Here is a 26,258-nt window from a genome sequence, read left to right on the forward strand (position 1 = left end):
GTGCGTGTCGCCGCGGCGGCCGCGAACTTCACCCGGGACGTCGCGTTCGACCTGGAGCGGATCGGCGTGATCGTCGCGCACGCCCGGGAGCAGGGCGTGAGCGTGCTGGTGCTGCCCGACGGCGCGCTCGGCGGCTACGTGCACGACCTGCGCAGCCCCGACCCGGCCGACGACGCGGTGCTGCCGCCCGAGCTCGACCCGGACGGCCCCGAGGTGCGCGCGGTCGCCGCGCTCGCCAGGGAGATGGTGGTGTGCGTCGGGTTCTGCGAGGCCGGACCCGAGCCGGGGGTCCGCTGGAACTCCGCGGTCTGCCTGACCGGCGACGGCGTGCTCGGCAGGCACCGGAAGGTGCACCAGCCCGCGGGTGTGGCCGGGCTGTTCGCCGCCGGGGACGGGTTCACCGCGTTCGACACCCCCGCCGGCCGGATGGGGATGCTCATCGACCACGACAAGACCTTCCCCGAGTCGGCCCGCTCCCTGGCGCTCGACGGCGCGCAGCTGCTGGCCTGCCTGTCGGCCTGGCCGACCTCGCTGACCAACCGGGCTCCCCGGATGGCGCAGGACCGCCAGGCCCGGCTGTTCGACCTGTACGACCAGTCCCGCGCCGCGGAGAACCAGGTGCTGCTGCTCTCGGCGAACCAGAGCGGGCGCAACGGCTCGCTGCACTTCCTGGGCCGGGCGAAGGTCGTCGGGCCGGGCGGGGACATCCTGGCCCGCACCTGGTCCAAGGGCGGGCTCGCCGTCGCCGACGTCGAACCCGCCGAGATGATCGGCTCCGCCCGCGCGGTGCTGCACCACCTCAAGGAACGCCGACCCGACCTCTACCGGGGCTGAGCTGTGCGGATCCGGCTGTCCACCTACTCCACCAAGCCGCGCGGCGGGGTCGTGCACACCCTCGCGCTGGCCGAGGCGCTCGCCGCCGCCGGGCACGACGTCGCGGTGTTCTCACTGGCCCGGGGCGGGGACGCCGGCTTCTTCCGGGCCGTCGACCCCCGCGTCGCGGTGCACCTGGTCGAGGTGCCCGAGGTCGAGGGCGAGACCGTCGGCGCCCGCATCCTCCGCTCGATCGACCTCCTGGCCGCCGGGTTGGCCGAGGCCCCGCCCGTCGACGTGCGGCACGCCCAGGACTGCCTGTCCGCCAACGCCGAGGGTCGCGCGCACGGCTACGGCTCGCTGCTGCGCACCGTGCACCACCTCGACGAGTTCAGCACCCCCGAGCTGGCCGCCTGCCACGAACGCGCCCTGGTCGGACCGGCGGCGCTGGTGTGCGTCTCCCGGGCCGTCGCAGCCGAGGTGCGCGCCGGCTGGGGGCGGGAGGCGACCGTGATCGGCAACGGTGTCGACGCCGCCCGCTTCGCCCGGGCCGCCGACACCGGCGCCGGCTCGCCGTGGCGGGACCGGTTCGGTCGCTACGTGCTCTCGGTCGGCGGGATCGAACCGCGCAAGGGCACCGCCGACCTGGTCGAGGCGATGGCGCTGCTCGGCCCGGGGACCCGCCTGGTGATCGGCGGCGGCGAGACACTGTTCGACTACCGCGACTACCGGTCCCGGGTGCTCGCCCGGGCCGAGGAGCTGGGCGTCGTCCCGGAGATCCTCGGCCCCGTCGACGACGACGCGCTCCCCGGTCTCATGGCCGGCGCGGCGGCGTTCGCGTTCCCGTCGGCCAAGGAGGGCTTCGGCCTGGCCGCGATGGAGGCACTGGCGGCCGGGGTCCCGCTGGTGACCCGGGACCTGCCGGTGCTGCGCGAGGTCTTCGGCGACGCGGCACGGTTCGCCCACGACCCGGCCGGGTTCGCCGCCGCACTCACCGACGCGCTGGCCGCCCCCGACCCGCGGCGCGCGACCGCCGGGCGGGCACTGGCCGCCGCACACACCTGGTCGGCGGCGGCGGAGCGGCACGCGGACCTCTACCGCGCCCGCCTCGCCACCGTGGGGTGACGGAGGACACACCGACTGCGCTAGCCTGGGGCGAACACACGACGTCGACGTCCGGGGGTACGCCGATGCCTGCTCACGAGGCACCCGCTGCGGCCACCGCCGGGGCCCGCTGCCCGCACTGCGCCCGCCCCACCCGCGACGACCGCGACGCCGTCGTGCTGCCGCTGCCCCGCCTGCGCGGCCACGAGGTGCTCGCCGGCGAGCTCTGACCACTGGTCTCACGCCGCTCGCACGCCGCTCGCATATCGCTCGCGCACCGCTGCGCCCACCCGCGGTGGTGACCCGCCTGTACCCGCGCCGATCGCCCTGTACCTGCGCTGATCCGCCGCCGCGCGGGCATCCTCGTTCGCGCGGTGATCCCCTGTTCGCGCGGTGATCCGCCATGCGCGCGGTGATCCGCCTTGCGCGCGGTGATCCGCCTTGCGCGCGGTGATCCGCTGCGCGCGCGTGTCCGGATGCGCGCACCGAGCGGATCAGCGCGCGCACCGGGGATCACCGGTACCGGTGCCCGTCCACAACCGTGGGATTGCTCCACAGGAGGCGAGCCCGTCCCGGTGTGGTGGCCGGATCCGGGCAGGGTCGGGACCGTGGACGAACCGCTGCTGCGCCGCGACCTGCTGAGACTCGGGACGACCGAGGCCGAGATCCGCACCGCCCTGCGCACCGGTCGCTGGACCGGTCTGCGTCCGGGCGTGTACCTGGAGACCGGCGACGAGCGTCTGCGGTTCGCCTCCACACGGCACGCGACCCTGGTGGAGGCGACGTTCCCCACCCTCGCCCCCGGGGCCGTGGTCAGCGGTCCCTCCGCCGCCGTACGGCACGGCCTGCCGGTCTGGGGCGTCCCCCTGACCACGGTGCACGTCACCCGGGACCGCCCGTCCGGCGGGCGCGGCAGGCCGCGGCTGCGCGTGCACGCCTCACCCCTGGCCGACGGCGAGGTCGTCGACGTCGACGGCATCCCGACGACGTCGGTGGCCCGCACCGTCGTCGACGTGGCCCGCACCGCCCCGTTCGAGACCGCCGTGGCCGTCGCCGACGCGGCGCTGCACCGGCATCTGGTCACGCCCGACCGTCTGCGCGACGCGGTGCTCGCCGCCTGCGGACGCCATGGGATCGGCCGGGCCCGGGCCGTCGTCGCGTTCGCCGACGCCCGCGCGGACGGGCCGGGCGAGTCGCGCAGCCGCGTCCGGATGGCGCGCCTGCACGTGGCGACACCCGTACTGCAGCACCCCGTGCTCGACGACCGCGGTCACCGGATCGGCGTCGTCGACTTCTGGTGGCCGGACCACGGGGTGATCGGGGAGTTCGACGGCCTGGGCAAGTACGGGCGGTCGGTGCATCCGGGAGAGGGCGCGGCGGACGCCGTCGTCCGGGAGAAGCGGCGCGAGGACGCCCTGCGGGCCCGACCCGAGGTGCGCACGGTCGTGCGCTGGACCTGGGACGACCTGGACGACTTCGCCGCCGTCGCGCACCGTCTCCCCCGGGCAGCATGATCCGCACCCCGCGCGGTGATCCGCGGCCCGCGCGTGCTTCGACGCGCGCGCGGAGCGGATCACCGCGCGGCAAAGGGATCACCAGGCGGACGGGGGATCGCCGGAGCAAGCGGGGGATCACCGCGGCGGGCTGCGCGGATCGGCGCGGTGCCGGTAGGCCGGCGCGGCAGCGGACCGGCGCGGCGGCGGATCGGCGCGGCGGCGGATCGGCGGACCGGCGGCCGGCGGCGGACCGGCGTCGGGACCCCGGTCAGTCGGGCGGGCGCAGGACCGTCGACCCGAGTACGCGGCAGGCCAGCAGCGCCACCTCGACGTCGAGCCGGTCGTCGCCGAGGGGCCTGCCCCGCACCTCCTCGGCGCGGCGCAGCCGGTACTGCACGGTGTTCTTGTGCAGGTGCAGCTCGCCCGCCGCGGCGGCGAGGCTGCCGCCGCCGCGCAGGTAGGCCGCGAGGGTGTCGCGGAGCCGGGCGTGCTGCTCGTCGTCGATCGCGAGGTCGCCGAGGATCTCGGCGACCCGGTCGGCGAGCAGGTCGGTGCCCGCGTCGAGCAGCAGCAGCGGACCGAGGTCGTCGGCGGTGGTGACCGGGAGCCGGGCCGCGGGAGCGGCGGCGGTGACCACCTCCTGCCCCCGGCGGGCCCGGCGGTGCGCGCCGCGGAACCCGTCGAGGCCGCGGCCGGGACCACCGAGCGCGACCCACACCGGGCCGGGCGGCAGGGTGACCGGACCACCCCCGCCCTGGTACCAGGCCCAGGAGGTGACCGCGTCCGGGGCGACGACCAGCGGGGCGCGCGAGCAGCCCAGGGCGACGCCGAGGTCGGCGACGGCGCGCTCCAGGGCCCGGCCGGGATCCGGGGCGTCCGGGTCGACCCAGAGCACCGCGGCCACGTGCTCCCCCGCGACCGGGTGACCGAGCGCCGCCTCGACCTCGGTGACGGTCCCGCCGCGCCCGGCGAGCACGGCGTCGACCATCGCGAGCCGGGCGGCGTCGCGGCGGCGGACCCAGCCGTCACGTTCGGCCTGGTGGACCGCGACCATCTCCTCGGAGACCCGGTCGACGTAGCCGAAGGCGACCGCCGTGAGCGCGCCGACGGCGTCGCCGACCTCGGCGGTCCCCAGCCCGGACCCGGCGATGCGGCCGATGAGCTCCTGCTGGAACACCGACTGCCCCAGCCGATAGGCCCGCAGGACGACCGTGACCGGAACCCCCTGCTGGGCGAGGCGGCGGGCGATCTCCCCGGCGACCGGGGGCAGTGGCACCTCGCCCGGCGCCCGGCCGGTCAGCACGGCCAGCGCCCCCTCCAGCGACCCCTGCACGGTGGCGACCAGCAGCTCGCGCACGCGGGGGTCGCGGCCGAGCTCGGGCAACCCGGCGTCGATCTCGGCGAGCACCCGGGCGCCGAGCGCCTCGACGTCGTCGCGGACCTCGGTCGCGAGGCGGGCGAGCAGGTCGGTCACCGTCGACACGGGACCGACCGTAGCGCGACGCCCGCCCGGCTCCGGGGATCCGGTGCGGGGCGGGCGTCGCGCGGAGGTGCTCAGCTCTCCAGGGCCAGCGCGCGGGCGGGGCAGGCGCGGACGGCGGCGTCCACGTGCGACCGCTCGGACTCGGGCGGGTGCTCGTCGCGGACGACGACCACGTCGTCCTCCCCCACCTCGAACCAGCCGTCGGCCATCGCCTCGCACATCCCGATGCCCTGGCAGGCGTCGAGGTCGGCGACGATGCGCATCAGACCTCCTCGGTGGTGAGCGCGACGAAGTCGACCTTCTCGCGGACCCCGCAGTCCGGGCAGCACCAGTCGTCGGGGATCTGCGACCACGGGGTGCCCGCCGGGAAGCCCTCGGCCTCGTTGCCCACGGCGACCTCGTAGGTGTAGCCGCAGCCGGGGCAGCGGGCGGCGGTGACGGCGTCGCTCTGGGCCCGCCGGGTGACGTCGGCCGCGGTCTCCGCGGCCGGGGCCGGGTCGGCGGGCGGCGGGTACGCGGCGAGCAGCTTCTCGCGCTTGCCGGGCTGCAGGTTGGCGTAACGCAGGTCGCCGTCGTAGTGGGCCACCACCAGCGGGTCCATCAGCCGGCGGAACACCGGCGGGACGGTCGCGGCCAGCATCATCCCGGTGTAGCCGGTCGGCAGGACCGGGGCCTCCGGGAAGTCGCGCAGCGTCTGGAACCGGCGGACCGGGTTCGCGTGGTGGTCGGAGTGGCGCTGCAGGTGGTAGAGCAGCACGTTGGTGGCGATGTTGTTGGAGTTCCAGGAGTGCTCGGGCAGCACGCGCTCGTAGCGGCGGCGGTCCGGGGGGCCGACCTTCTGGCGCAGCATCCCGTAGTGCTCCATGTAGTTCACCAGCTCGAGCAGGGTGAACCCGAAGACGGCCTGGATCAGCAGGTAGGGCAGCACGCCCCAGCCGAACAGCGCGATGATCGCGCCCCAGAGCACCACCGACATCAGCCAGGCGTTCAGCACGTCGTTGCCGATCCGGAACGGGTGCCGGTCGCGGCGGGCGTAGCGCTTGCGCTCCAGGCGCCAGGCGCTGGTCAGCGAGCCCAGCACGGTGCGCGGCCAGAAGCGGTAGAAGCTCTCGCCCATCCGGGCCGAGGCCGGGTCCTCCGGGGTGGAGACGCGCACGTGGTGGCCACGGTTGTGCTCGACGTAGAAGTGGCCGTAGAAGCTCGGGGCGAGCGCGATCTTCGCGGCCCAGCGCTCGACGTCCTCGCGCTTGTGACCCAGCTCGTGGGCGGTGTTGATCGCGACGCCGGCGACGGTGCCGAGCGTGACCGCGAGGCCGATGTTGCCGACCACCGGGGCGCCCGCGGTGGCGATGTACCCCATGCCCGCGAACAGGCCCGCGTACTGCAGCGGGAGGTAGGCGTAGGTGACCCAGCGGTAGTACCGGTCCTCCTCCAGCTCCTCCATGATCTCGTCCGGCGGGTTCGTCGGGTCCTTGCCCGCGAACAGGTCGATCACCGGGACGATCACGAGGACGACGATCGGGCCCAGCCACAGCGCCACCGACCAGCCGGTGGCCAGGTGCAGCCCGATCGCGAGGAACGGCAGCACCGGCACCAGCAGGCCGAGCAGCCAGGCGTAGCGCTTGCCGTCCTGCCAGGTGTGTTCACCGTTCACCGGTTCGGACAGTGCATAGGTCCGCATCGGGTTCCTCCTCGCGTCGGCTCTGACGGAACGTCGCGAGCAGACGGTAGGGAGATCGGTCCGCGATTCCTCGGTCGTCGGGACCGAAGATCGGCGCCCCGTTCGGTCCCGCGGACCGAACGGGGCCCTGTTCAGCGGTCCCAGCGGAACAGCCGGACCGCACCCACCGCACCGACCAGCACCGCGACGACCAGCCCGACGACGGCGCCGGTGTCCGGCGGGACCCCGCGCCACGCCGTCCCGAGCAGCTCCGACGTCGCGCCGTAGGGCAGGGTCCGGCCGATCTCGGCGAGCGGACCGGGCAGCGTCCGCGGGTCGCCGAACATGCCGCCCAGGAGCCCGGTGGCGAAGAACAGCAGCACCCCGCCCGCGACGGCCGCGTTCGCCGTCGGCGCCAGCGCCGCGACCAGCGCCCCCACCGCGAAGAACGCCGCCGTGCCCAGGACGAGCCCGCCCAGCGCCGCCCACGGCGCGGCGGGCATCCGCGCGCCGAACACCGGCACCGCGACCGCCAGCGCGACGCCGACACCGGCCGCGACCTGCCCGACCCCGACCACCGTCTGCGCCACCAGCACCGGGGCCGGGCCCGCGGGGGTGACCCCGAGCCGGCGCAGGACCCCGCCGCGGCGGTAGGACGCGACGAAGCTCGGCACGTTCACGATGCCGACCAGTGCGAGCACCGTGGCGACCGCGATCGGGAGCCCGACGACCTCCACCACCGAACGGCCGCCGAGCACATCCGGGGGCAGCTCCGGCACCGTCGCGCCGACCATCACCAGGATCAGCAGCGGCAGCACCAGCGGGACCACCAGTCCCGCGGTGTCCCGGGCGACCATTCTGGACTCCGCGGCGACGAGTGCCCGCCACCCGGCGAGCGGCAGCCCGGACCGGACCGGGGCGCTCACGCCGCCACCTCCCCCGCCGTCGCCGGGCGGTCGGCGCGGACCCGGTGCCCGGTCAGCGCCAGGAACGCCTCGTCGAGGCCGGGGCGCTCGGCACGCAGCCCGGTGGCGACGACACCCTGCCGGACGAGCTCCGCGCCGACCGGGCCGAGCAGCTCGCCCTCGCCGGTCACGGTGACGTCGTGCCCGACCCGGCAGACCTCCGCGACGCCGGGCAGGGCGAGCAGCGCGGCCCGGTCGAAGGCGGCGTCGGTCCGGAACCGGACGCGGTCCGCGAGCCCGGCCGCCGCGACGAGCCCGGCCGGGGCGGCGTCGGCGACGACCCGGCCGGCGTCGAGCAGCAGGACCCGGTCGCAGAGCCGCTCGACCTCGTCCATCCGGTGGCTGACCAGCAGCACCGCGACCCCGTCGACGGTGAGGTCGCGCACCAGGTCGAGCACGGTCTCCCGGGAGGCCGGGTCCAGACCGGTGGTCAGTTCGTCGAGGATCACCACCCGGGGTGCCCCGACCAGCGCGAGCGCCACCGACAGGCGCTGGGCCTGGCCGCCGGAGAGCCGGTCGAACCGGGTCCCGGCCTGCGCGGACAGCCCGACCGCCTCGAGCAGCTCCACCGGGTCGCGCCCGGTGCGGTGCAGGGACCGGTGCAGGTGCACCAGCTCGGCGGCGGTGAGCATGTCGTGCAGGGCGGCCTCCTGCAGCTGCACGCCCAGGACCGCGCGGACGGCGCGTCGGTCCCGGCGCGGGTCCAGCCCGAGCACCCGTACCGTGCCGGAGTCGGGGGCGCGCAGCCCCGCGACGCACTCGACGGTCGTCGTCTTGCCGGCCCCGTTGGGTCCGAGCAGCCCGACGACCGACCCCGCGGGCACCGACAGGTCGACCCCGTCGGCGGCCACCGTCTCGCCGTAGCGCTTGTGCAGCCGGTGCACCTCAATCGCATCCATGCCGGTCACAGTGGCGGCCGGACCGGGGCCGGGGTCAGTGCCGGACGTCGTGAACCCGAGCCATGACTTCCGGCACTGGGGACCCCGCCGCACCGTGCCCTACCGTGTCCGACGTGCGCCGGATCGACCCGAACGTCGTGGCCGGACTCATCATGAGTGTGCTGTGCGGGGTCCTCGCCGTCCCGGTGGCGCTGGAGCAGGCCGCCGGCGCCGCGAGCCCACTCGGCCCGCCCTGGCTGTGGTGGGTCGCCTACGCCGCCTTCCTCGTCGCGCTGGTGGTGGGGGGCTGGCTGGACGAGGTCGTCGGCGTGACCGCGACCCGGGCGCTGCTCGCGCTGATGGTGGTCGCCGCGGCGGCGCTGGTCCTGATCGGCGCGCCGTTCGGCTGGCTGCCGATCTTCCTGGTCGTGACCGCGGCCATCTCCACCTACCACCTGCCGGGCCGGGTCACCGCGGCGATCGTCGTGGTCAACGTCGGGGTGGCCGCGGTGGCGACGCTGATCGCGGGGGATTCGGTGCAGGTCGCGGCGGTGACCGGCGCGATCTACCTGCTGCTGCAGAGCGCCTCGGTGCTGCTCCTCGTGACGCTGCACCGCGAGGAGGCGTCACGACGGCGACTGGCCGCCGCGCACGCCGAGCTCGCGGCCGCGGGCGCCGCGCTCGCCGAGACCAGCCGGACACAGGAACGGCTGCGGATCTCCCGCGAGCTGCACGACCTCGTCGGGCACCAGCTCACCGCCCTCGCCCTGGAGCTGGAGATCGCGACGCACACCGGCGCCGACCCGGGCGGGCACGTCGCGCGGGCCCGCGCGCTGGCCGGTGACCTGCTCACCGACGTCCGCACGACCGTCGGGCAGCTGCGCGGCCGCGCCCCCGACCTGGCGGCCACCCTGGAGCGGATCGCCGAGCAGCTGCCCCGCCCGGTGGTGCACGTGCACGTCGCCGACGGGGTCGCCGCCGACGAGGAGCGGACCCTCGCGGTGGTCCGCTGCGTGCAGGAGATCCTCACCAACGCCATCCGGCACGGCGACGCGGACACCGTGTGGATCGACCTGTCCCCCGTCCCCGGCGGCGGCCTGCGGCTGTCCGCCCGCGACGACGGCCGCGGCCCCGCCGCCGACGTGGTCCCCGGGAACGGGCTGCGCGGCCTGGCCGAACGGGCCGAGGCGTTCGGCGGGTCGGTCGACTGGGGCCCCGCCGCACCGCGCGGGTTCGTCGTCACGGCGGTCCTGCCGTGACCGGGCCCACGACGCCCGGTGACCGGCCGGTGCGCGTGGTGCTCGTCGACGACCAGACCCTGGTCCGGCACGGCGTCCGCGGGCTGCTCGGCCTGGCCGACGGGGTCGAGGTCGTCGCCGAGGCCGGGGACGGCGCGGAGGGGGTGGCCGCCGTCGTCGAGCACGACCCGGACGTGCTGCTGCTGGACCTGCGCATGCCCCGTCACGACGGGCTGTGGGCGCTGACCGAGCTGCGCTCGCGCGGGCTCGACGTGCCGGTGCTCGTCCTCACCACCTTCGACGACGACGAGCTGGTCCTGTCCGCACTGCGCGCCGGGGCCCGCGGATACCTGCTCAAGGACGTGACCCTCGACCAGCTCGTCGGCGCGGTGCGGACCCTCGCCGACGGCGGCACCCTGATCAGCCCGGCCGTCACCGACCGGTTGCTGCGCGCGGTGCGCGACGGCCCGCCCCCGGCCGACGACGGCTCCGGCGTCGCCCCGCAGGACCTGTCGGCCCGCGAGGTCGAGGTGCTGCGGCTGCTCGCCGCCGGGCACAGCAACCGTGAGATCGCGCAGGTCCTCGTGCTGGCGGAGGGCACGGTGAAGAACCACGTGTCCAGCGTGCTGCTGAAACTGGGCACGCGGGACCGGACCCGCGCGGTGCTGCGGGCCCTGCACCACGGCCTGCTCGACCCGCCACGGGGCCGGGACGGTGCCTGAACCGACCGTCCGACGGTGACGCGGCGGCGGGTCACGATCGCGCTCCGTGGTCACGGGTGTCACCCGTTCCGACGCGATTGAGCTGCCCGTTCCCGGGTAACTCTCACTCAGCCGGGTGAGGATCGACGGAAGGATCGTCATGACCGACACACAGAGGGACCTCCGTTCCGGACTCCGTCGGTGTCGTCGTCGGACGGGCGCCTGCCGCCGATCCGCCGGCGGCCTCCGGTGACGCCGGACCTCGCCCGGGCCACCGACGCCGTCAGCAGGTTGATCGACGAGCTCGGTCCGGCCGTCAGCCGGGACGACGTGGTCGCCGCCGTCGCGCAGGCCTGCGACGACCTGCGCGGCAGCCCGGTGGGTGCGCTGCCCGAGCTGGTCGAGCGGCTGGCCCGGGCCCGCCTGGAGCAGTCGACCGCCGGCCTCTGAGCCGCTCGGCCCGGCATGGGGAACCGGGCGTCCGGGTACCCCCGCCCGATGAGCGACGACGAGAACGACACCGGACGCGCCAGTCCCCCGATCGACCCGGCACGTGCGCTCGACGAACTCGAGGAACGCGTGCTCGGCAAGCGGATCGACGCCGGCGACACCGAGGCCGACCGCGAGGAGTCTTCTGAGGACACGACGTCCGAGGGCGCGGCCGAGCCGGAACCCGTCGAGGGTGCCGGCGAGCCGGGCGACGCCGGAACCGGGGTGGACGCCCCCACCGACTGAGGCCATCCCGCCCACCGGGCGACCCTCGCGGCCCCGGCACGGACGTCCGGGTCCGGACGCAGCCCGACCGGACCCGGACGCACTGCGTCATGTCCCGACGGTGACGTACGGAACACAACCGACATAAGGTGCCTTCTCGACGATGCCGTCCCAGGAGGTACGCATGACCGACGTGTCCGACCGTTCCGCACCACCGGGCACCGGGACCCGTTCCCGCGCCTGGGTCATCGCCCTGTGCTGGACGGCGATCGTCGTCGACGGCTACGACCTCATCGTCTACGGCACCGTGCTGCCCACCCTGATCTCCGGCGAGTGGGCGCTCGACGCGGGCACCGCGGGCTGGATCGGGTCACTGGCACTGGTCGGCATGCTCGTCGGCGCGCTGCTCGCCGGGACCGTCACCGACCGCATCGGCCGACGCCGACTGATGATCATCTGCATCGCCTGGTTCTCGGTCGCGATGGCGCTCTGTGCCCTCGCCCCGTCCCCGGAGGTGTTCGGCCTGCTGCGGTTCGTCGCGGGCATCGGGCTGGGCGGGGTGGTGCCGACCGCGATCGCGCTGACCGTCGAGTACGCCCCGGCCGGGCGGCGCAACGCGGCGAACGCCCTGATGTTCTCCGGCTACTCCGTCGGCGGCGTCGTCGCGGCGCTGTCCGGGATCGTGCTGCTGGAGCAGCTGGGCTGGCGGGCGCTGTTCTGGATCGGCGCCGGGGTCGGCGCGGTGCTGCTCGTCGTCGTCGCGGTGGCGCTGCCGGAGTCGGCGGCCTACCTGGTCGGGCGCGGTCGCCGCGCCGAGGCGGCCGCACTGGCCGCCCGCTACGGGATGCCGGTCCCCGACGACGCCCCGCCCGGTGCCGGCCGCGCCGGGCTGCGTGCGCTGCTCGACCGCCACCACCTGCGCGGCACGCTGCTGTTCTGGGTCGGCACCGGGTTCGGGCTGCTGCTGGTCTACGGCCTCAACACCTGGCTCGCCCAGATCATGCGTCAGGCCGGCTACCCGCTGGGCGGGGCACTGGCGTTCCTGCTGGCGCTCAACCTCGGCGCGATCGTCGGGGCGCCGCTGCTCGGGGCGCTCGCCGACCGCATCGGGCCGCGCCCGGTCGTCACCGGGATGTTCCTCACCGCGGCGGCGTCGATCCTGCTGCTGATGAACCGCTTCCCGACGCCGGTGCTGCTCGGCCTGATCGCCGTCGCCGGGGCCTGCACGATCGGCACGACGATCATCGTGAACTCCTACACCGCCACCTTCTACCCCGAGCACCTGCGCGCCGCCGGGCTCGGCTGGTCGCTGGGGATCGGCCGGATCGGGGCCATCGCGGGTCCGCTCTACGGCGGCGTCGTGATGGCGACCGGGGCCGGGTTCGCCGCGAACTTCCTCGCCTTCGCGATCCCCGCCGTGCTCGGCGCGATCGTCATGGTGCTGGTCCCGCGGGGCGCAGCGACGCACCCGTGACGGGGCACGTGCGCAGGCCGCGTGCGACCGTCGACACCACCGGATGATCGCCGGGAGTGGAGCGCGCAGCGCAGTGCGCCGCCCCGTGCACTCCACTCCCGGCGATCACCGACGGCCCCGCGTCACCGCCCGGACAGGCGCGAGCGCAGCCGTGCCACCGGCCCGGGGGTCGCGAGCCGGTCGGCGACCAGGAAACCCGACGCCCCGCCCAGCCCCGGACCGGGATGGGTGGACGCGCCGATCTGCCACAGCCCGGGCACCGGCGTCGCGTGCCCGCCGGAGGTCGGCAGCGGCCGCCACCAGAAGTTCTGGTCCAGCTCGGCCGACCCGGCGTAGGGGTCCCCACGCAGCGCGTTCGGGTTGTGCGCGGCGATCGCGGTCGGGTCGAGCACGTCGACCCGGCCGACGAGCTCGCGCAGGCCCGGCGCGTGCGCGGCGACCCGGTCGAGGACCCGCTCGGCGTAGCCCTCGGCGAGGGTGGCGTCCCAGCCGTCGGCGGGGTCCAGCTCGCCCGCCGCGTCGCCGACCGGGGCGAAGGGCAGCTCCTGGAGCTGCAGCCACAGCGCGGCGGCGCCCTCGGGGACCCGGGTCGGGTCGAGCACGTGCTGCTGCCCCACGACGACGGTCGGCCGGCGCGGCAGCAGCCCCGCCTCCGCCTCGGCGCAGGCGATCGCGGTCGAGTCGGACCCGTCGCAGACGTGGACCAGGGGGACCTCGCGCAGCCGGGTGTCGGCCCACGGGACCGGCCCGGACAGCGTCACGTGGATCTGCATCGCGGCCCGACCCGGGCGGTAGCGGGCGGCGGCGGCGGCCACCGGCGGTGGCACCACGGTGGGCGGGAGCAGCGATCCGTAGAGCGCCGGCGGGGTCACCGAGGCCAGCACCGCGCGCCGCGCCCGGAACGCGAACCCGCCACCGGCGACGCCCGTCGCGCGCCCGGAGGCGACCGTGACCCGCTCGACCCGGCAGCCGGTGTGCACCGCGACGCCGAGCTCGTCGAGCAGCCGCTCCCAGGCGGTGAGGAAGTGGCCCGCCCCGCCGGTGACGACCGGCAGCCCGGCACCGTGCATGGTCGCGGCGAAGATCGGGACCATGAGCCCGCCGGACGCGGAGTCCGGGGCCAGGCCGGCGTGCAGCAGCCACGGCGCCCAGAGCCGGTCGGTCTCCGGACCGGTGAACCGGGCGCGCATCCAGGACCGGCCGGAGGTCAGCGCGTCGCGGGCGTAGGTCTCCATCCCGGCGACGCCCGCGGCGCGGGCCAGCGTCGCGACCGGGCCGAGCGTGCCGGGGGCGTGCAGCTCGGCGCCGAGGAGCCCGCCGATCCCGGCGGCGTGCGTGCCGAACCGGTCGATCATGGCCCGGTAGGCGTCGCGGTCGGCCGCCTCGGCGAACCCGGCGACGGTCGCCTCGACCGACCGGTGGGCGAGCGCGACCGAGCCGTCGCCCGCGACCGTCGCGGTGAGCGGGCCGTCGGTGTTGGCGTAGGCGAGACCGTGCCGGTGCAGGTCGTCGCCGAAGGCGGCGTAGGCCGGGCCGGTGACGAACAGCGGGTGCCAGCTCGACCAGGTGTCGTGGACGAACCCATCGTGCTCCTGGGCGGCGACGAACCCACCGACCCGGTCGTGGTCGTCGACGAGCGCGACCGACCAGCCCCCGCGGGCGAGTCGGGCGGCCGCGGCCAGACCGTTGATGCCGCCGCCGACGACGACGGCGTCGTACGTGGCGTGCACGGCTCAGCCCTCGACCAGTGCGAGCACGCGCGCCGGGCTGCCCGAGCCGCCGACGATCGGCAGCGGGCACACCACCAGCACCGCGCCGGTGGCCGGGAGCTGGTCGAGGTTGCGCAGGCTGGTCAGCCCCCACTTGTCCGCGCCCATCAGCTCGGAGTGGCACGGGAACGCGGGCTCCAGGTTCGGCGCCTGCCCCGCGTCGGTGCCCACGGTCTCCACGCCCAGGCCGGTGATCGGGGTCTCGCGCGCCAGCCACCGCGCGCACTCCGGTGCGACGCCCGGGGTGTGCGGGCCGTTCTCGTCGGCGTTGGCGAAGGCCGCCTCGTCCTCGCCGCGGGCCGACCACCCGGTGCGCAGCAGCAGCCACCCGCCCGCGGGCAGCGGGCCGTTCTCCGCCTCCCACGCCGCGACGTCGGCGATCTGCAGCAGGTAGTCGGGGGCCTTCTCGGCCTCGGCGGTCCGGTCGATCACCGCGACCGGCGCGACGAGGGTCGACAGCGGCGCCTGCGAGACGTCGAGGCCGTCCCTGCCGGTGATCCAGTGGTTGGGCGCGTCGAGGTGGGTGCCGGTGTGCTCGCCGGTGCGGATGTTGTTCCAGTACCAGGCCGGGCCGCGGTCGTCGTAGCGGGAGATCTCCTCCAGCTCGAACCGCGCGGTCTGGCCGAACGGCTCGGGCAGCTCGAGGATCGGCGTCGAGGCCTGCAGCGGGGTCGTCAGGTCGACGACCCGGACCGAGCCGGAACGCGCGGCGTCGAGCAGGGCGGAGAGGACGGACACGGGGACCTCCAGGTCGGTCGGGACGTGCCGGACAGCTTCGTCGCACCGATGCGTGTCCGGCCATCCGTTCCGCGCGGCGGCTGTCCGCTCAGAGTCAGCCCCCCAGAGGTCGGCCGCCCGGGGTCAGCCGCGCAGGGTCTCCGAGGGCGACTCCCCGAACCGCTCCCGGTAGGCAACGGCGAACCGGCCCAGGTGCGCGAAGCCCCAGTCCGCGGCGACCTGGGACACCGTGCGCCGGGTCGGGTCGGACTCGGTGAGCTCGGCCCGCACACCGGCCAGCCGTGCCTCGCGCAGCCGCGCGGTCGGCGTGGTGTCGAGGTGGCGGCGGAAGCCCTCCTGCAGGCTGCGGACCGAGAGCCCGACGGCCTCGGCGACGTCGTCGACGGTCAACGGCTCGCGCGCGTGCCCGTCGATCAGCGCCTCCGCGCGGCGGATCACCTTCGGCACCGCGGGCGGCGGGTCGGCCGCGGCGAGCAGCTCGTCGCTGGACGAGTGCGGCACCGCGGCGAGCAGCTGGCTCATCAGCAGCTGCTCGGCCTGGGCACGCAGCACGGGGTGGGTGAGGCCGCCGGGGCCGTCGAGGTCGGTGCGGACCATGTCCACCGTCGACAGCCAGGACCGCGCGGCCGGGGTGGTGAGGTCGACGCTGGTCGCCAGCCGCAGCGGCTTCGACGGCGGGCGGCCCAGCAGCCGGTGCAGCTGCCCGGTCAGCGCTTCGCGCTCGACCCGCACGATGAGCTGCTCGTTCCCGGACTCCCAGGTCATGTCCAGGCCGGCGTCCGGGTCGGGCACCGACGCCGTGCGGGCGTCGGAGACGACCTCGGTGCCGCCGGTGCGCACCAGGGCGCGCCCGGAGAGCGGGATCTGGACCAGGACGAACGAGCGCAGCGGCTGCGGCCTGATCCGTACCGCCGCCCCGTAGGACAGGTAGGACAGCCCGACCGCCCCGAACGCGGCCGTGTTGAACCGGACCGGCGCCGGTGTCGCGCGGTCCACCGGCTCCAGCCGGTGCGGGCAGAACACCTCGCCGACCCGCTCGCGGGCCTCCTCCAGGTCCGGCGAGTGCACCCGTCGGAAACCGCTCAGCACCTCGGTCATGGCACCTCCTCGTGCTCGACCCCGGTTCGTGCGTCCCGGCCGCGTCCCACGGACAGCGACCGCGTGGTGGGGATAGTCACGCCAACCATATAGCCAAATGATGACTGCCATCACGCGTCCGCTAGATGACCGTCATGTTTCGGAGGCTCCCATGACTGACCTGCACGGCCGCACGGTGCTGGTGACCGGCGGATCGACCCTGGTCGGGCACGGTGTCGTCCGTGCCCTGCACGCCGCCGGGGCGTCCGTCGCGATCGCCGACATCGACGAGGCCGGCGCGAAGCCGCTGCTCGACGAGCTCGGCGGGCGCGTCGCGTTCCACCGCACCGACATCACCGACGACGACGCGGTGGCCGCCACCGTCGCCGCCGTCGCCGCCCCGTCCGGCCTGCACGGCCTGGTGAACCTGGCGTGCAGCTACCTCGACGAGGGCGCCGACACCGGTCGGGCCGACTGGCTGCGCGCGCTGGAGGTCAACCTGGTCAGCGCGGTGCAGGCCACCCGGACCGCGCGGCCCCACCTCGCGGCGGCCCGCGGCGCGGTGGTCAACCTGACCTCGATCTCGTCGAAGGTCGCCCAGACGGGGCGCTGGGTCTACCCGGCGTCGAAGGCCGCGCTGGTGCAGGTCACCCGCTCCATGGCGATGGACCTCGCCGGCGACGGCATCCGGGTCAACTCGGTCTCCCCGGGCTGGACCTGGTCGAAGATCATGGACGACCTGTCCGGCGGCGACCGTGCGCACACCGACCGCGTCGCCGCCCCGTTCCATCTGACGGGCCGCGTCGGCGACCCGGACGAGGTCGGCGCCGTCGTCGCCTTCCTGCTCTCCCCGGCCGCCTCCGCCGTCACCGGCGCCGACTGGGCCGTCGACGGCGGCTACTCGGCGATGGGTCCGGAGCAGGCCGTTCCCGCCATCCCCCAGCTCGCGACCGCTTCGGAGTGACCACCATGAAGATCGCCGTCGTCGGGGCCGGATTCGCCGGCCTCTCCTCCGCCAAGGTCCTGACCGGTTTCGGTCACGACGTCACCGTGTTCGAGAAGGCGCCGGACGTCGGCGGGGTGTGGAGCGCCAGCCGCCGCTACCCCGGCCTGACCACGCAGAACGACAAGGGCACCTACTCGCTGTCGGACTTCCCGATGCCGAAGCACTACCCGGAGTGGCCGTCCGGGCAGCAGGTGCAGGAGTACCTGGAGTCCTACGCCCGCCACTTCGGCATCCGCGACGCGGTGCGCACCGACACCGAGGTGCTCTCCGCCGAGCCGCGCGAGGGCGGCGGCTGGACCGTCACCACCGCGGGCGCGGCCGCCGGGGTGGGCGAGTTCGACCACCTCGTCGTCGCGAACGGGATCTTCTCCGAACCGTTCCTGCCGCCGCTGCCCGGCACCGAGGAGCACCGCGCCGCCGGCGGGCGGTACTGCGCGCCGTCGGACTTCACCGACATCGACGACGCCCGCGACCGCGACGTCGTCGTGATCGGCTACGGCGAGTCCGGCTGCGACGTGGCGGTGGCCCTGAACAGCGTGTCGCGCACGACCACCGTGGTGGCCCGCGAGCTGCTGTGGAAGATGCCCCGCCGGATCGGCGGTGCCCTGAACTACAAGTACCTGCTGCTCACCCGGCTCGGCGAAGGCCTGTTCCGCTACGCCCACCTCGCCGGCTTCGAGAAGTTCCTGCACGGCCCGGGCAAGGGCGTGCGCAACGGGATGATGTCGAGCCTGCAGGGCCAGATCGTGCGCCAGCTCGGGCTGCAGAAGCTGGGCCTGGTGCCGGACGGGACGCTCGAGGACATCGCGCGCTCCACGGTGTCGCTGGCCACCGAGGGCTTCTACGAGGCCGTCGCCGACGGCTCGATCACCGTCCACCGCGACACGCTCATCAGCGCGCTCGGTGCCCGCGACGGCAGGCCCGTCGCGATCCTGTCCGACGGCACCGAGGTCCCGGCCGACGTGGTCGTCGCGGCGACGGGGTTCCACCAGCGGGTGCCGTTCCTGTCGCAGGACGTGCGGGACCGGCTGGTCGACGAGCGCGGCAACTTCGAGCTCTACCGCCAGATCCACCCGCACACCGTGGCGGACCTGAGCTTCTGCGGGTACAACTCCTCGTTCCTGTCCCCGCTGTCGGCCGAGGTCGCGGCGCTGTGGATCGGGGTGCACCTGGCGGGCGGGATCGACCTGCCGTCGGTGGAGCAGCGGCGCGCCTTCGTGCAGGAGCGGCTGCGGTGGATGGAGGAGCGCACCGAGGGCAAGCACGCCCGCGGTACGAACATCATCCCGTTCTCGCTGCACAACATCGACGAGATGCTCTCCGACCTGGGCGCCGGCATCGGACGGCGCCGCCGCCTGGCCGAGTGGCTGTTGCCGGTCGACCCCGGTGCGTACGCCCGGATCACCGCCGAGCTGACCGCCCGGCACGCCCCGCTCACCGCGGCCGGGGCGGACCGGCGGACGGGGGCCCCGCTGCGGGCCGCCGGGTGACGAGCACCGCTCCCCCGCGACGCGCCGCACCGTCCCTCCCGGACGGTGCGGCGCGTCGCCGCGTGGCGGGGGCCGACCCGACCACCGCCCTGACCACCGCGCCGACACCCCGCCGTCGGCCCGGCGCGCGGCCCGGCCGCCGCTCGCGGCCGTACGATGCCGACGTGACGACCGTCGCCGAACCGGAGGAGATCCTGGCGCCCGTCCCGCCGCGCCGGCTGATCGTGTCGGTGTACGGGCTCTACGCCCGCGAACGCGGCGGCGCCCTGTCGGTGTCGTCGCTGGTGCGCCTGCTCGGCGGGCTCGGGGTCGACGGCCAGGCCGTGCGCTCGGCGGTGTCGAGGCTGAAGCGGCGTGGTCTGCTGGAGCCGCAGAAGGTCGGCGGCGCCGCCGGGTACCGGCTGTCGGCCGCGCTGGCCGACGTGCTCGCCGAGGGCGACGAGCGGATCTTCTCCCGTCGCCGCGCCGGCGCCGGGGAGGGCTGGCTGCTGGTGGCCTTCTCGGTGCCCGAATCGGCCCGTGACCAGCGTCATCAGCTGCGCAGCCTGCTGATCCGGCTCGGCCTGGGCACCGTGGCTCCGGGCCTGTGGGTCGCGCCGGCGCACCTGGAGGCCGAGGTCTCGCACGCGCTGGACCGCGCCGGTCTGCGCGGGTACACCGAGCTGTTCCGCAGCCGGCACGTCGCCGGACGCCCACTGTGCGAGACCGTCGCGTCCTGGTGGGACCTCGACGCCCTCGCCGCGCAGTACTCGGCGTTCGTCGCCCGCCACGAGCCGGTGCTGCGCGCCTGGCGCGACGCCGACGGCACCGCCGAGCAGGCCTTCGCCGACTACGTGACGCTGGTGACCGTCTGGCGACGCCTCCCCTACCTCGACCCGGGCCTGCCGCTGGAGGCGCTGCCCGAGAACTGGGTCGGCGACCGCGCCGAGGACCTGTTCGGCGACCTGCGGGCCCGCCTGGCCGGCCCGGCACGGGAGCACGTCAGCAGCGTCCTGGACGCCTGAGCCTCCGGGAACCGCGCCGTGCGACCGGCGGCCTGCGGGGGCAGCGCAGTCGTGCCCACCGGCCACGGGCCCCGTGCGTCGCCGGAGCAGGGACGGGCCGTCGCCCGGCAGGACGATCACGGGCAGGCGCCCGCCCGGCAGGGCAACCGCCCGGCTGGGCAACCGCCCGGCGGAGCGACCGCGCGGGCAGGAGGTCGAACGATTCGCTTACCCGGTAAGCGAGTTCGCCGGGGTCGGGCGCCGGGGCGACGGTGCCGCACCGCACCGCGAGTGCACCCTGCCCCGGGTCAGGCCGAGGGCCGACGGCACCCGGGATCCGCCGGCACCGCACACCACCTCCGGTGAATTCGCTTACCGGGTAAGCGAATTCACCGAACCCCCTGGTCCGACACGCTCCACCCGGCCACGGAACACCTCCGCCCACGCCGGAGCCCACGCCGGAGCGCCGGGCCCGGTGGTCCGGACCCGGCGCGAGCGGGCGGGTGGCCGCGCTCAGACCCGGCGCGCCGCGACCGCCTCGATCTCGATCAGCGCCTCGGGCTGCCACAGCGCGGTGACCCCGACACCGGTCATGGCCGGGTACGTCCGCCCGCACAGCTCCTTCCAGATCGCGCCGATCTCCCTGCCGCGGGCCTGGTAGCCCGGCACGTCGAGCAGGTAGATCCGGACCGACAGCAGGTCCGCGGGCTCGGAGCCCGCCGCACGCAGGGCGGTGATCACGTTGGTCAGGGCCTGGCGGAACTGGTCGACGATGTCGCCGTCGACGATCGTGCCGGTCGCGTCCATCGCGGTCTGGCCGGAGAGGTGCACGGTGTCGCCGTGCCGGACGGCGTGGGTGAAACCGGACGGCCTCGCGAGGGTGTCCGGGTTGATGAGCTCGACGTCGGATGCGGTGCCGGTGGTCATGTCAGTGCTTCCCCTTCTTCGACGGGACGGTGGTGGGCAGCCCGGCCCCGGACAGCTGCTGCCGCAGGGCGGCGCCGTCCTCGTCGGCCAGGGCGGCGGACCGCAGCCGGGCGAGCACCGCCGCGGCGTCGGCGCGGCCGCGCAGCTCGCCGGCGGCCCGGCAGAGCAGGGCGAAGCTGTCGTTGCCGTGGGCGTAGGTGGCGCCGTAGCCCTTGAGGACCTTCTGGCAGACGACGACCTCGGTGGCGAGGTCGGTGTCCTCGGCGGCGATCCCGAGCGCGAGCGCCGTCCACGCCTCGATCGCCTTCTGCTCCTCGACGAACCGCAGCGACCGCGGCCGCAGCGGACGCATCCGCGCCATCGTCGCGAGCATCGCGTAGCCGGACACCGAGGTGGTGTCGAGAACCATGCCCTCACAGGTGACCCGGTCGACGGTGCGGGTGAACGCCCGCGACCGGCGCAGCACCTTCCCGAGCCGGTACGGCAGCGTGTCGGTGATCTCCTCGGCCTGCGGGTGCAGGTACTCACGCACCTGGGACAGCTGCGCCGAGGTCACCCGGGCCTCCTCACGGACCCGTTCGAGACGGCGCTTGCGGGTCTTCTGCAGCGCGACGTGGATCGTGTCCTGGTAGCACATCCACAGCGCCAGGTGCCGGGCCGCCTCGGTGGTGAGGCGGGCATCGCCGGACCGGTCGGGGTCGACGGCGGCGAACGCGCGGACCCGGTCGAGGTAGCGGGCGGCGTAGTCGAGGTCCTGGTAGACCCCGGTCCGCACGAGCCCGTGCAGGACCGTGGACCGCGACGCGGCCGGCAGGTCGGCGACGGTGCGGGCGAGCGGCCGCAGGTCCTCCCCCACCAGGGACTCCGGGTCGGTCGCGGCGATGTCGTTGCGCCGCGCCTCCTCGCGCTCCTTGCGCTCCTCGGCGGAGACGGGGCGGGGCCCGATCGCGATGTCGACGGTCGCCGGCGCGCTGGGCGCGGGCGGCGCGGGCGGTGCGGGGGCGAGTGCGGCGGTGGCGGCGTCGAACCCGCCCGCGAACGCGGCCAGGCTCGGCTCGACGCCCTTGCCGGCGTCGCGGATGGCCTGCTCGAAGCGGTCCCGGGAGAAGGGCAGCGCCCCCGACCCGGCGAGCGCCCCGAACAGCGCCGCGGAGATCACGCTGCGGTGCTCCTCGGCGATCGCGGCGAAGTCCGCGGCGACCAGGTGCCGCGCGGCGCGGCCCGCCGCGGCGACGAGCTCGTCGGAGTCGACGCGGCCGTCACCGAGGTGCATCTTCTCGTCGATGGAGTAGACGCGGTTCGTCGAGGTGATCAGCGTGGTGCGGTCGGGGGTGGCGAAGCCGCGTTGCACGGCGCGGCCGCACTCCATCAGCTCCGAGGCGACGACGACGTCGACCTCGCCGGGCGTCGGGAACACCGACAGCACCGGCTCGGCCCGGCCCGCGCCGTCGGCCGAGTCGCTCTCGGGCAGCGGGGGGTGCAGCTCGGCGTAGTAGACGGTCGCCCCGGTCCGCTGGGCGACGCCGGCGACCGAGGTGGTCTGCGCGTGGTAGCCGGCGGCCTCGGCGACGGCCACGACCCAGTCGGCGAGCACCCCGCCGCCCTCGCCGCCCATCGCGAGGATCGCGAGGGTGATCGGGCGGTTCCCGGCGTACCAGGACGCGGTGCCGGTCCGGGTCGGTGCGGGCATCACGGTGGGCATCAGGCTGCCTCCATCCGGGCGGCGCGGCGCTCCAGGCCGCGTCCGACGAGGGTGATCCACCAGGACCGGACGCGGGCGCGGACCCGCTCGCCGGCCGTGGGGTTGTCGACGACGTCGGTGCGGTAGAACGACGGACACAGCACCGCCGCGTGGGCGTTGTTGCCGCAGACCCCGCACCCGACGCAGGAGTCGAGCACGGTCGCGATCGGGTCGGTGCGCAGCGGGTCCGGGTTGTCGGTGATCGTCAGCGACGGGCAGCCGGAGATCCGGATGCAGGCGTGGTCGCCGGTGCAGGTCTCCGGGTCGACGCCGAAGCGTTCGCGCACGACGCGCTCGCCGCGCTTGAGCCTGGCCGCGCGGTCCTTCTTGACCCGGCGCTGCCGGTTGAGCTGGCACTCCGACTGCATGACCAGCAGCTCGGGGCCGGGCTCCCTGCGGCGGAACGCCTTCAGGAAGGTGTCGCGGACGCGGGCCACGTCGTAGGTGTTGTCGATCGTGGTGGCGTTGTTGATGCCGAGCCCCCGTGCGGCCTTCTCGATGGGGTGCTTGGTCGAGCGGCGCTCGAGGGCGGCGTGGCTGGACAGCACGTCCTGCCCGCCGGTGGCGGCGGCGTAGTCGTTGTCGACGACCACCATGACCTGGTCGGACTTGTTGAACACCGCGTTCCCGACGCCGGACACGAGCCCGTTGTGCCAGAAGCCGCCGTCGCCCATGATCGACACGGGCCGCTTCTCGGCGCCGCCGCCGGCCAGCGCGGACGAGCCCGCGGCGCCCATGCCGTAGCCCATCGTCGTCGCGCCCAGGTCGAACGGGGCGTTGATGGCGAACAGGTGGCAGCCGATGTCGGCGGAGATCTGGTGCTGCCCGGTCTCGCGCTCGGCGAGCTTGAGGCCGGAGAAGATCGGGCGCTCCGGGCAGCCGGTGCACAGGCCCGGCGGGCGCGGGCGCACGACCTCGGCAGCGACCCGCGGCGCGAACGGGCTCGCCGGGTCGGCCGGGTCGCGCAGCAGCGACGGCCGGTGGGTGACGACGTCGGGGGCGTACTTGCCGAGGAACTGGTCCAGTCCGCGGGTGATGACCTGGGCGGTGTACTCGCCGCCCGCGGCCAGCATGTCCTTGCCGTGCAGCACGGTCGGGACGTCGGCACGGCGCAGGATCGCGTGCAGGTTCTGCTCGATGTAGTCGGGCTGCCCCTCCTCGACCATGATCACGGCGCGCTTGCCGGCGCAGAACTCGACGATCTCGGAGTCGACGACCGGGTAGGTCACGTTCATGACGTAGGTCGGGACGCGGGTGCGGCCGAGCGTGTCGGAGGCACCGAGCAGCTCCATCGACCGGTTCAGGGTGTTGTACAGCCCGCCCTGGACGATGATGCCCACGTCGGAGGCGGTGCCGTCGCCGGGGAACAGCTCGTTGAGTCCGTGCTCCCGGATGAACTCGACCGCCCGGGGCCAGCGGTCCTCCAGCTTCTCCCGCTCGTGGGCGAACGACGCGGGCGGCAGCACGATCCGGTCGACGCTGCGCCGCGGGGCGTCCGCGGCCTGGGCGACGGTCATCGGCGGCCGCACGTTGTCCTTGGCGACGAACCCGCCGTGCAGGTGGCAGGACCGCAGCCGCAGCTCCAGGAAGACCGGGGTGTTCGACGCCTCGGACAGCGCGAACCCGGACTCCACCGCGTTCACGATCGCGGTCGTGTCGGCGCGCGGGTCGAGCAGCCACATCTGCGACTTCATCGCGAACGCGTGCACCCGCTCCTGCATGATCGAGGAGCCCTCGCCGTAGTCCTCGCCGAGGATCACCAGCGCACCACCGGTGACCCCGCCCGAGGCGAGGTTGGCCAGGGCGTCGGAGGCGACGTTCGTGCCGACCGGGGACTTGAAGGTGATCGCGCCGCGCAGCGGGTGGTGCACCGACGCGGCCAGCATGGCCGCGGCCGTCGCCTCGGAGGCGGAGTTCTCGAACCGGACGTCGAGCTCGTCGAGGATCTCGCGGGCGTCGCCGAGGACGTCCATGAGGTGCGAGATCGGCGCGCCCTGGTAGCCGCCGACGTAGGCGACGCCGGACTGCAGCAGCGCCTTCGTCACGGCCAGGATGCCTTCGACGTGCAGCGTCTCGCCGGCACCGGCGCGCAGCTTCTGCACCTCGGCGGCGGAGGACCGTTCGGCCATGGCCGTCCTCTCGTCGTGGTGGTCGTGGTGGTGGGTGTGGTCGTCGGCACCGACGCTAGGCATCGGATCGCGCGGCGCCTATCCCGTGGACGTGGTCGCTGTCCGATCGGCGCCGCGGGGCGGGTACGGGGGCGGGTACGGCGGTCAGACGCCCACGTCGGTCAGGTGCTCGAAGCGCAGGCCGAGGTCGGTGACGGCGACGGCCACCGGGGCGAGCGCGGCGCGCAGGTTCGCGGCGACGCAGGGCGAGAGGTCGTCGCGGCGCAGCGCGGCGACGATCCGGTCGTAGACGTCGAGCAGGGCCTGCTCGGCGTCGTCGAGCGGGACACCGAGCAGGTCCGTCGCCCGGTCGGCGGCGGCGCGCGGGGCGGACGGCGCGGTGGTCGTGGCGGTGGTCGTGCTCATGGGGGGCTCCTCGCGGGTCGGGTCGGCGGCGGGCCCGGTCAGATGGCCGGACGCAGGTCGGTGAGCCGCTTGGCCTTCAGCTCGAAGCGGGGCAGCTCCCCGGTCGCGGCGCGGCGGACGTGGAAGCGCAGGCCCTCGTGCGCGTCGGCCAGCTCGGCCGCGACCCGCCCGGAGAGCAGGTCCCAGGCGGTGCCGTCGACGGTGGCCGCGGGTTCGAGCAGCAGCTCGATCTCGTCGCGGTCGCCGGGGCGGGAGATGCGGATCTGGAACTCCTCGACACCGTCGAAGCCGCGCACGATCGCCTCGACGGCGCCCGGGTAGACGTTGGTGCCGCGGACGAGCTTCATGTCGTCGACCCGGCCGATGATCCCGCCCTGGTACAGGTCCCAGGTGCGCCCGGAGGTCGTCGCCGTGCCGGGGACCTTCACCACCAGGTCGGCGGTGCGGTACCGCAGCAACGGGGTGGTCGAGCGCCCGAAGGAGGTGCAGACCCGCTCGCCGCGCTCGCCGTAGCCGACCTCGCGCCCGGTCTCGGGGTCGATCACCTCCTCCAGGAGGTGGTCCTCGATGACGTGGCAGCCGCCGGGCTGCTCGGCGGGGGTGAACATGACGATCGTCGACACCTCGGTCATGCCCGCGGTGTCGTAGGCCCGCGCGCCCCACTTCCGCTCGATCAGCGCCGTGGTCTCCGGGATCGACCCGGCGGGCTCGCCGGAGAGGATCACCCGGCGGACCGGGCCGTTCACCAGGTCGATGCCCAGCTCCTCGGCCTCCGCGGCCAGGCGCAGCGCGTAGGTCGGGGTGGACGCGACGACGGTCGCGCCGAAGTCGTGGATCTGGCGCACCCGCTGGGCGGTGGACTGCGCCCCGCCGGGGATGGTCAGCGCCCCGATCTTCTCCAGCCCGTTGTGCAGGCCCCAGAACCCGATGAACGAGCCGTAGCCGAACGCGACGTAGCCGACGTCGTGCGGGCGGACCCCGGCGCCCCACAGCGCGTAGCACCACATCTCCGCCGACCACGACCAGTCCTTGCGGGAGTCCAAGGCACGCAGCGGGGTGCGTCCGGAGGTTCCAGAGGTGGTGTGCAGCCGGATCGCCGACTCCGGCCCGGTGACCGGCAGCTCACCGAAGGGCGGGTGCGCGTCCTGGGACGCCATCCACTCCTCGCGGGTGAGGAACGGGATGCGCGCCAGGTCGTCGCGGGTGCGGATCCGGTCCGGGTCGACGCCGGCGAGGGTGCGCCGGTAGTGCGGGCTGCGGTCCTTCGCCCAGGCCAGCACCCGGCGCAGCTTCGCGAGCTGCAGCTCGACGAGCTCCGCGCGCGGCATGAGCTCGGTCTTGGGGTTCCAGAACGGCTGGTCGGTCACGACGTCCCCTTCTCCCGGCACAAGCCGTATATCGCTGACGTGACGACAGTCATCACAGCACGGAACGGCGACCGCCGACAACCCCCACCACCGAGGCATC

The 26,258-nt window shown here is 75.0% G+C and carries 25 protein-coding genes; 12 read left to right on the forward strand and 13 right to left on the reverse strand.

From position 1 onward, the window contains the following. The 4 genes from KPL59_RS03025 to KPL59_RS03040 all read left to right on the forward strand — a co-directional run bounded on the left by KPL59_RS03025 (nt 1) and on the right by KPL59_RS03040 (nt 3,431). The gene (locus tag KPL59_RS03025; protein ID WP_075312088.1) at nt 1–834 is read left to right on the forward strand and encodes a carbon-nitrogen hydrolase family protein; all 834 of its coding nucleotides are present in this window, start codon (nt 1–3) and stop codon (nt 832–834) included. Nucleotides 835–837: 3 nt separating this feature from the next. Beyond that, nucleotides 838–1,938, forward strand: coding sequence for an MSMEG_0565 family glycosyltransferase (locus KPL59_RS03030; protein ID WP_226359860.1), 1,101 nt, complete (start codon nt 838–840; stop codon nt 1,936–1,938). Between the two features lie 65 nt (nt 1,939–2,003). After that, the gene (locus KPL59_RS03035; RefSeq protein ID WP_226359861.1) at nt 2,004–2,147 is read left to right on the forward strand and encodes a hypothetical protein; all 144 of its coding nucleotides are present in this window, start codon (nt 2,004–2,006) and stop codon (nt 2,145–2,147) included. Between the two features lie 378 nt (nt 2,148–2,525). Then, entirely contained in the window at nt 2,526–3,431 is a 906-nt protein-coding gene (locus KPL59_RS03040; protein WP_226359862.1) for a hypothetical protein, read from the forward strand. A 250-nt stretch (nt 3,432–3,681) separates the two neighbouring features. On the opposite strand, the gene KPL59_RS03045 is transcribed toward KPL59_RS03040, so the two are convergent. From KPL59_RS03045 to KPL59_RS03065, 5 genes are all read right to left on the reverse strand, one after another. Continuing rightward, on the reverse strand, nt 3,682–4,896 hold the full coding sequence (locus KPL59_RS03045) for a helix-turn-helix domain-containing protein (protein ID WP_226359863.1): 1,215 nt from the start codon (nt 4,894–4,896) through the stop codon (nt 3,682–3,684). Between the two features lie 71 nt (nt 4,897–4,967). Further along, nucleotides 4,968–5,159, reverse strand: a complete 192-nt coding sequence (locus tag KPL59_RS03050) for a ferredoxin (RefSeq protein WP_020622593.1) — start codon at nt 5,157–5,159, stop codon at nt 4,968–4,970. Beyond that, on the reverse strand, nt 5,159–6,577 hold the full coding sequence (locus KPL59_RS03055) for a fatty acid desaturase (RefSeq protein ID WP_020622592.1): 1,419 nt from the start codon (nt 6,575–6,577) through the stop codon (nt 5,159–5,161). The genes KPL59_RS03050 and KPL59_RS03055 overlap by 1 nt, the downstream gene beginning before the upstream one ends. A 131-nt stretch (nt 6,578–6,708) precedes the next feature. Continuing rightward, nucleotides 6,709–7,482, reverse strand: coding sequence for an ABC transporter permease (locus tag KPL59_RS03060; protein ID WP_226359864.1), 774 nt, complete (start codon nt 7,480–7,482; stop codon nt 6,709–6,711). Continuing rightward, nucleotides 7,479–8,420 carry an ABC transporter ATP-binding protein gene (locus KPL59_RS03065; protein ID WP_226359865.1) on the reverse strand — a complete coding sequence of 314 codons (942 nt, stop codon included), beginning with the start codon at nt 8,418–8,420 and terminating at the stop codon, nt 7,479–7,481. The genes KPL59_RS03060 and KPL59_RS03065 overlap by 4 nt, the downstream gene beginning before the upstream one ends. A gap of 104 nt (nt 8,421–8,524) precedes the next feature. On the opposite strand from KPL59_RS03065, the gene KPL59_RS03070 reads away from it, so the two are divergent. The 5 genes from KPL59_RS03070 to KPL59_RS03090 all read left to right on the forward strand — a co-directional run bounded on the left by KPL59_RS03070 (nt 8,525) and on the right by KPL59_RS03090 (nt 12,526). Continuing rightward, nucleotides 8,525–9,658 carry a histidine kinase gene (locus KPL59_RS03070; protein WP_226359866.1) on the forward strand — a complete coding sequence of 378 codons (1,134 nt, stop codon included), beginning with the start codon at nt 8,525–8,527 and terminating at the stop codon, nt 9,656–9,658. Beyond that, on the forward strand, nt 9,655–10,359 hold the full coding sequence (locus KPL59_RS03075; protein WP_226359867.1) for a response regulator transcription factor: 705 nt from the start codon (nt 9,655–9,657) through the stop codon (nt 10,357–10,359). The genes KPL59_RS03070 and KPL59_RS03075 overlap by 4 nt, the downstream gene beginning before the upstream one ends. A gap of 180 nt (nt 10,360–10,539) precedes the next feature. Next, on the forward strand, nt 10,540–10,788 hold the full coding sequence (locus tag KPL59_RS03080) for a three-helix bundle dimerization domain-containing protein (protein WP_226359868.1): 249 nt from the start codon (nt 10,540–10,542) through the stop codon (nt 10,786–10,788). Between the two features lie 48 nt (nt 10,789–10,836). Beyond that, complete coding sequence (locus KPL59_RS03085) at nt 10,837–11,073, forward strand: hypothetical protein (RefSeq protein ID WP_226359869.1); 237 nt, start codon at nt 10,837–10,839, stop codon at nt 11,071–11,073. A gap of 163 nt (nt 11,074–11,236) precedes the next feature. Continuing rightward, on the forward strand, nt 11,237–12,526 hold the full coding sequence (locus tag KPL59_RS03090) for an aromatic acid/H+ symport family MFS transporter (RefSeq protein WP_226359870.1): 1,290 nt from the start codon (nt 11,237–11,239) through the stop codon (nt 12,524–12,526). 122 nt (nt 12,527–12,648) lie between these two features. Here KPL59_RS03090 and KPL59_RS03095 read toward each other — a convergent pair whose 3' ends face one another. From KPL59_RS03095 to KPL59_RS03105, 3 genes are all read right to left on the reverse strand, one after another. Continuing rightward, nucleotides 12,649–14,256: an NAD(P)/FAD-dependent oxidoreductase gene (locus tag KPL59_RS03095; protein WP_226359871.1), complete on the reverse strand. Its 1,608-nt coding sequence runs from the start codon at nt 14,254–14,256 to the stop codon at nt 12,649–12,651. Between the two features lie 3 nt (nt 14,257–14,259). After that, nucleotides 14,260–15,033 carry a cyclase family protein gene (locus KPL59_RS03100; RefSeq protein WP_226359872.1) on the reverse strand — a complete coding sequence of 258 codons (774 nt, stop codon included), beginning with the start codon at nt 15,031–15,033 and terminating at the stop codon, nt 14,260–14,262. 123 nt (nt 15,034–15,156) lie between these two features. Then, complete coding sequence (locus tag KPL59_RS03105) at nt 15,157–16,131, reverse strand: AraC family transcriptional regulator (protein ID WP_226359873.1); 975 nt, start codon at nt 16,129–16,131, stop codon at nt 15,157–15,159. 151 nt (nt 16,132–16,282) lie between these two features. Here KPL59_RS03105 and KPL59_RS03110 point away from each other — a divergent pair, with 151 nt between their 5' ends. The 3 genes from KPL59_RS03110 (at nt 16,283) to KPL59_RS03120 (ending at nt 19,610) form a co-directional block, all read left to right on the forward strand. Continuing rightward, nucleotides 16,283–17,074 (forward strand): SDR family oxidoreductase, encoded by a 792-nt coding sequence (locus KPL59_RS03110; protein WP_226359874.1) that lies wholly within the window; start codon nt 16,283–16,285, stop codon nt 17,072–17,074. Between the two features lie 5 nt (nt 17,075–17,079). Further along, nucleotides 17,080–18,606: an NAD(P)/FAD-dependent oxidoreductase gene (locus KPL59_RS03115; protein WP_226360116.1), complete on the forward strand. Its 1,527-nt coding sequence runs from the start codon at nt 17,080–17,082 to the stop codon at nt 18,604–18,606. Nucleotides 18,607–18,770: 164 nt separating this feature from the next. Next, complete coding sequence (locus tag KPL59_RS03120; protein ID WP_226359875.1) at nt 18,771–19,610, forward strand: PaaX family transcriptional regulator C-terminal domain-containing protein; 840 nt, start codon at nt 18,771–18,773, stop codon at nt 19,608–19,610. Between the two features lie 492 nt (nt 19,611–20,102). Here the strand turns inward: KPL59_RS03120 and KPL59_RS03125 are convergent, their stop codons facing one another. The 5 genes from KPL59_RS03125 to KPL59_RS03145 form a co-directional block, all read right to left on the reverse strand. Continuing rightward, entirely contained in the window at nt 20,103–20,516 is a 414-nt protein-coding gene (locus KPL59_RS03125; RefSeq protein WP_020625041.1) for a RidA family protein, read from the reverse strand. A gap of 1 nt (nt 20,517) precedes the next feature. Further along, complete coding sequence (locus KPL59_RS03130; protein ID WP_226359876.1) at nt 20,518–22,218, reverse strand: indolepyruvate oxidoreductase subunit beta family protein; 1,701 nt, start codon at nt 22,216–22,218, stop codon at nt 20,518–20,520. Continuing rightward, nucleotides 22,218–24,449, reverse strand: a complete 2,232-nt coding sequence (locus KPL59_RS03135) for an indolepyruvate ferredoxin oxidoreductase subunit alpha (RefSeq protein WP_226359877.1) — start codon at nt 24,447–24,449, stop codon at nt 22,218–22,220. The genes KPL59_RS03130 and KPL59_RS03135 overlap by 1 nt, the downstream gene beginning before the upstream one ends. A gap of 81 nt (nt 24,450–24,530) precedes the next feature. Continuing rightward, on the reverse strand, nt 24,531–24,791 hold the full coding sequence (locus KPL59_RS03140) for a hypothetical protein (protein ID WP_226359878.1): 261 nt from the start codon (nt 24,789–24,791) through the stop codon (nt 24,531–24,533). A gap of 38 nt (nt 24,792–24,829) precedes the next feature. Then, nucleotides 24,830–26,158 (reverse strand): phenylacetate--CoA ligase family protein, encoded by a 1,329-nt coding sequence (locus tag KPL59_RS03145; protein ID WP_226352330.1) that lies wholly within the window; start codon nt 26,156–26,158, stop codon nt 24,830–24,832. Nucleotides 26,159–26,258 lie beyond the last annotated feature (100 nt).

It is taken from the genome of Pseudonocardia sp. ICBG1142, from assembly GCF_020496255.1.
GTDB lineage: Bacteria > Actinomycetota > Actinomycetes > Mycobacteriales > Pseudonocardiaceae > Pseudonocardia.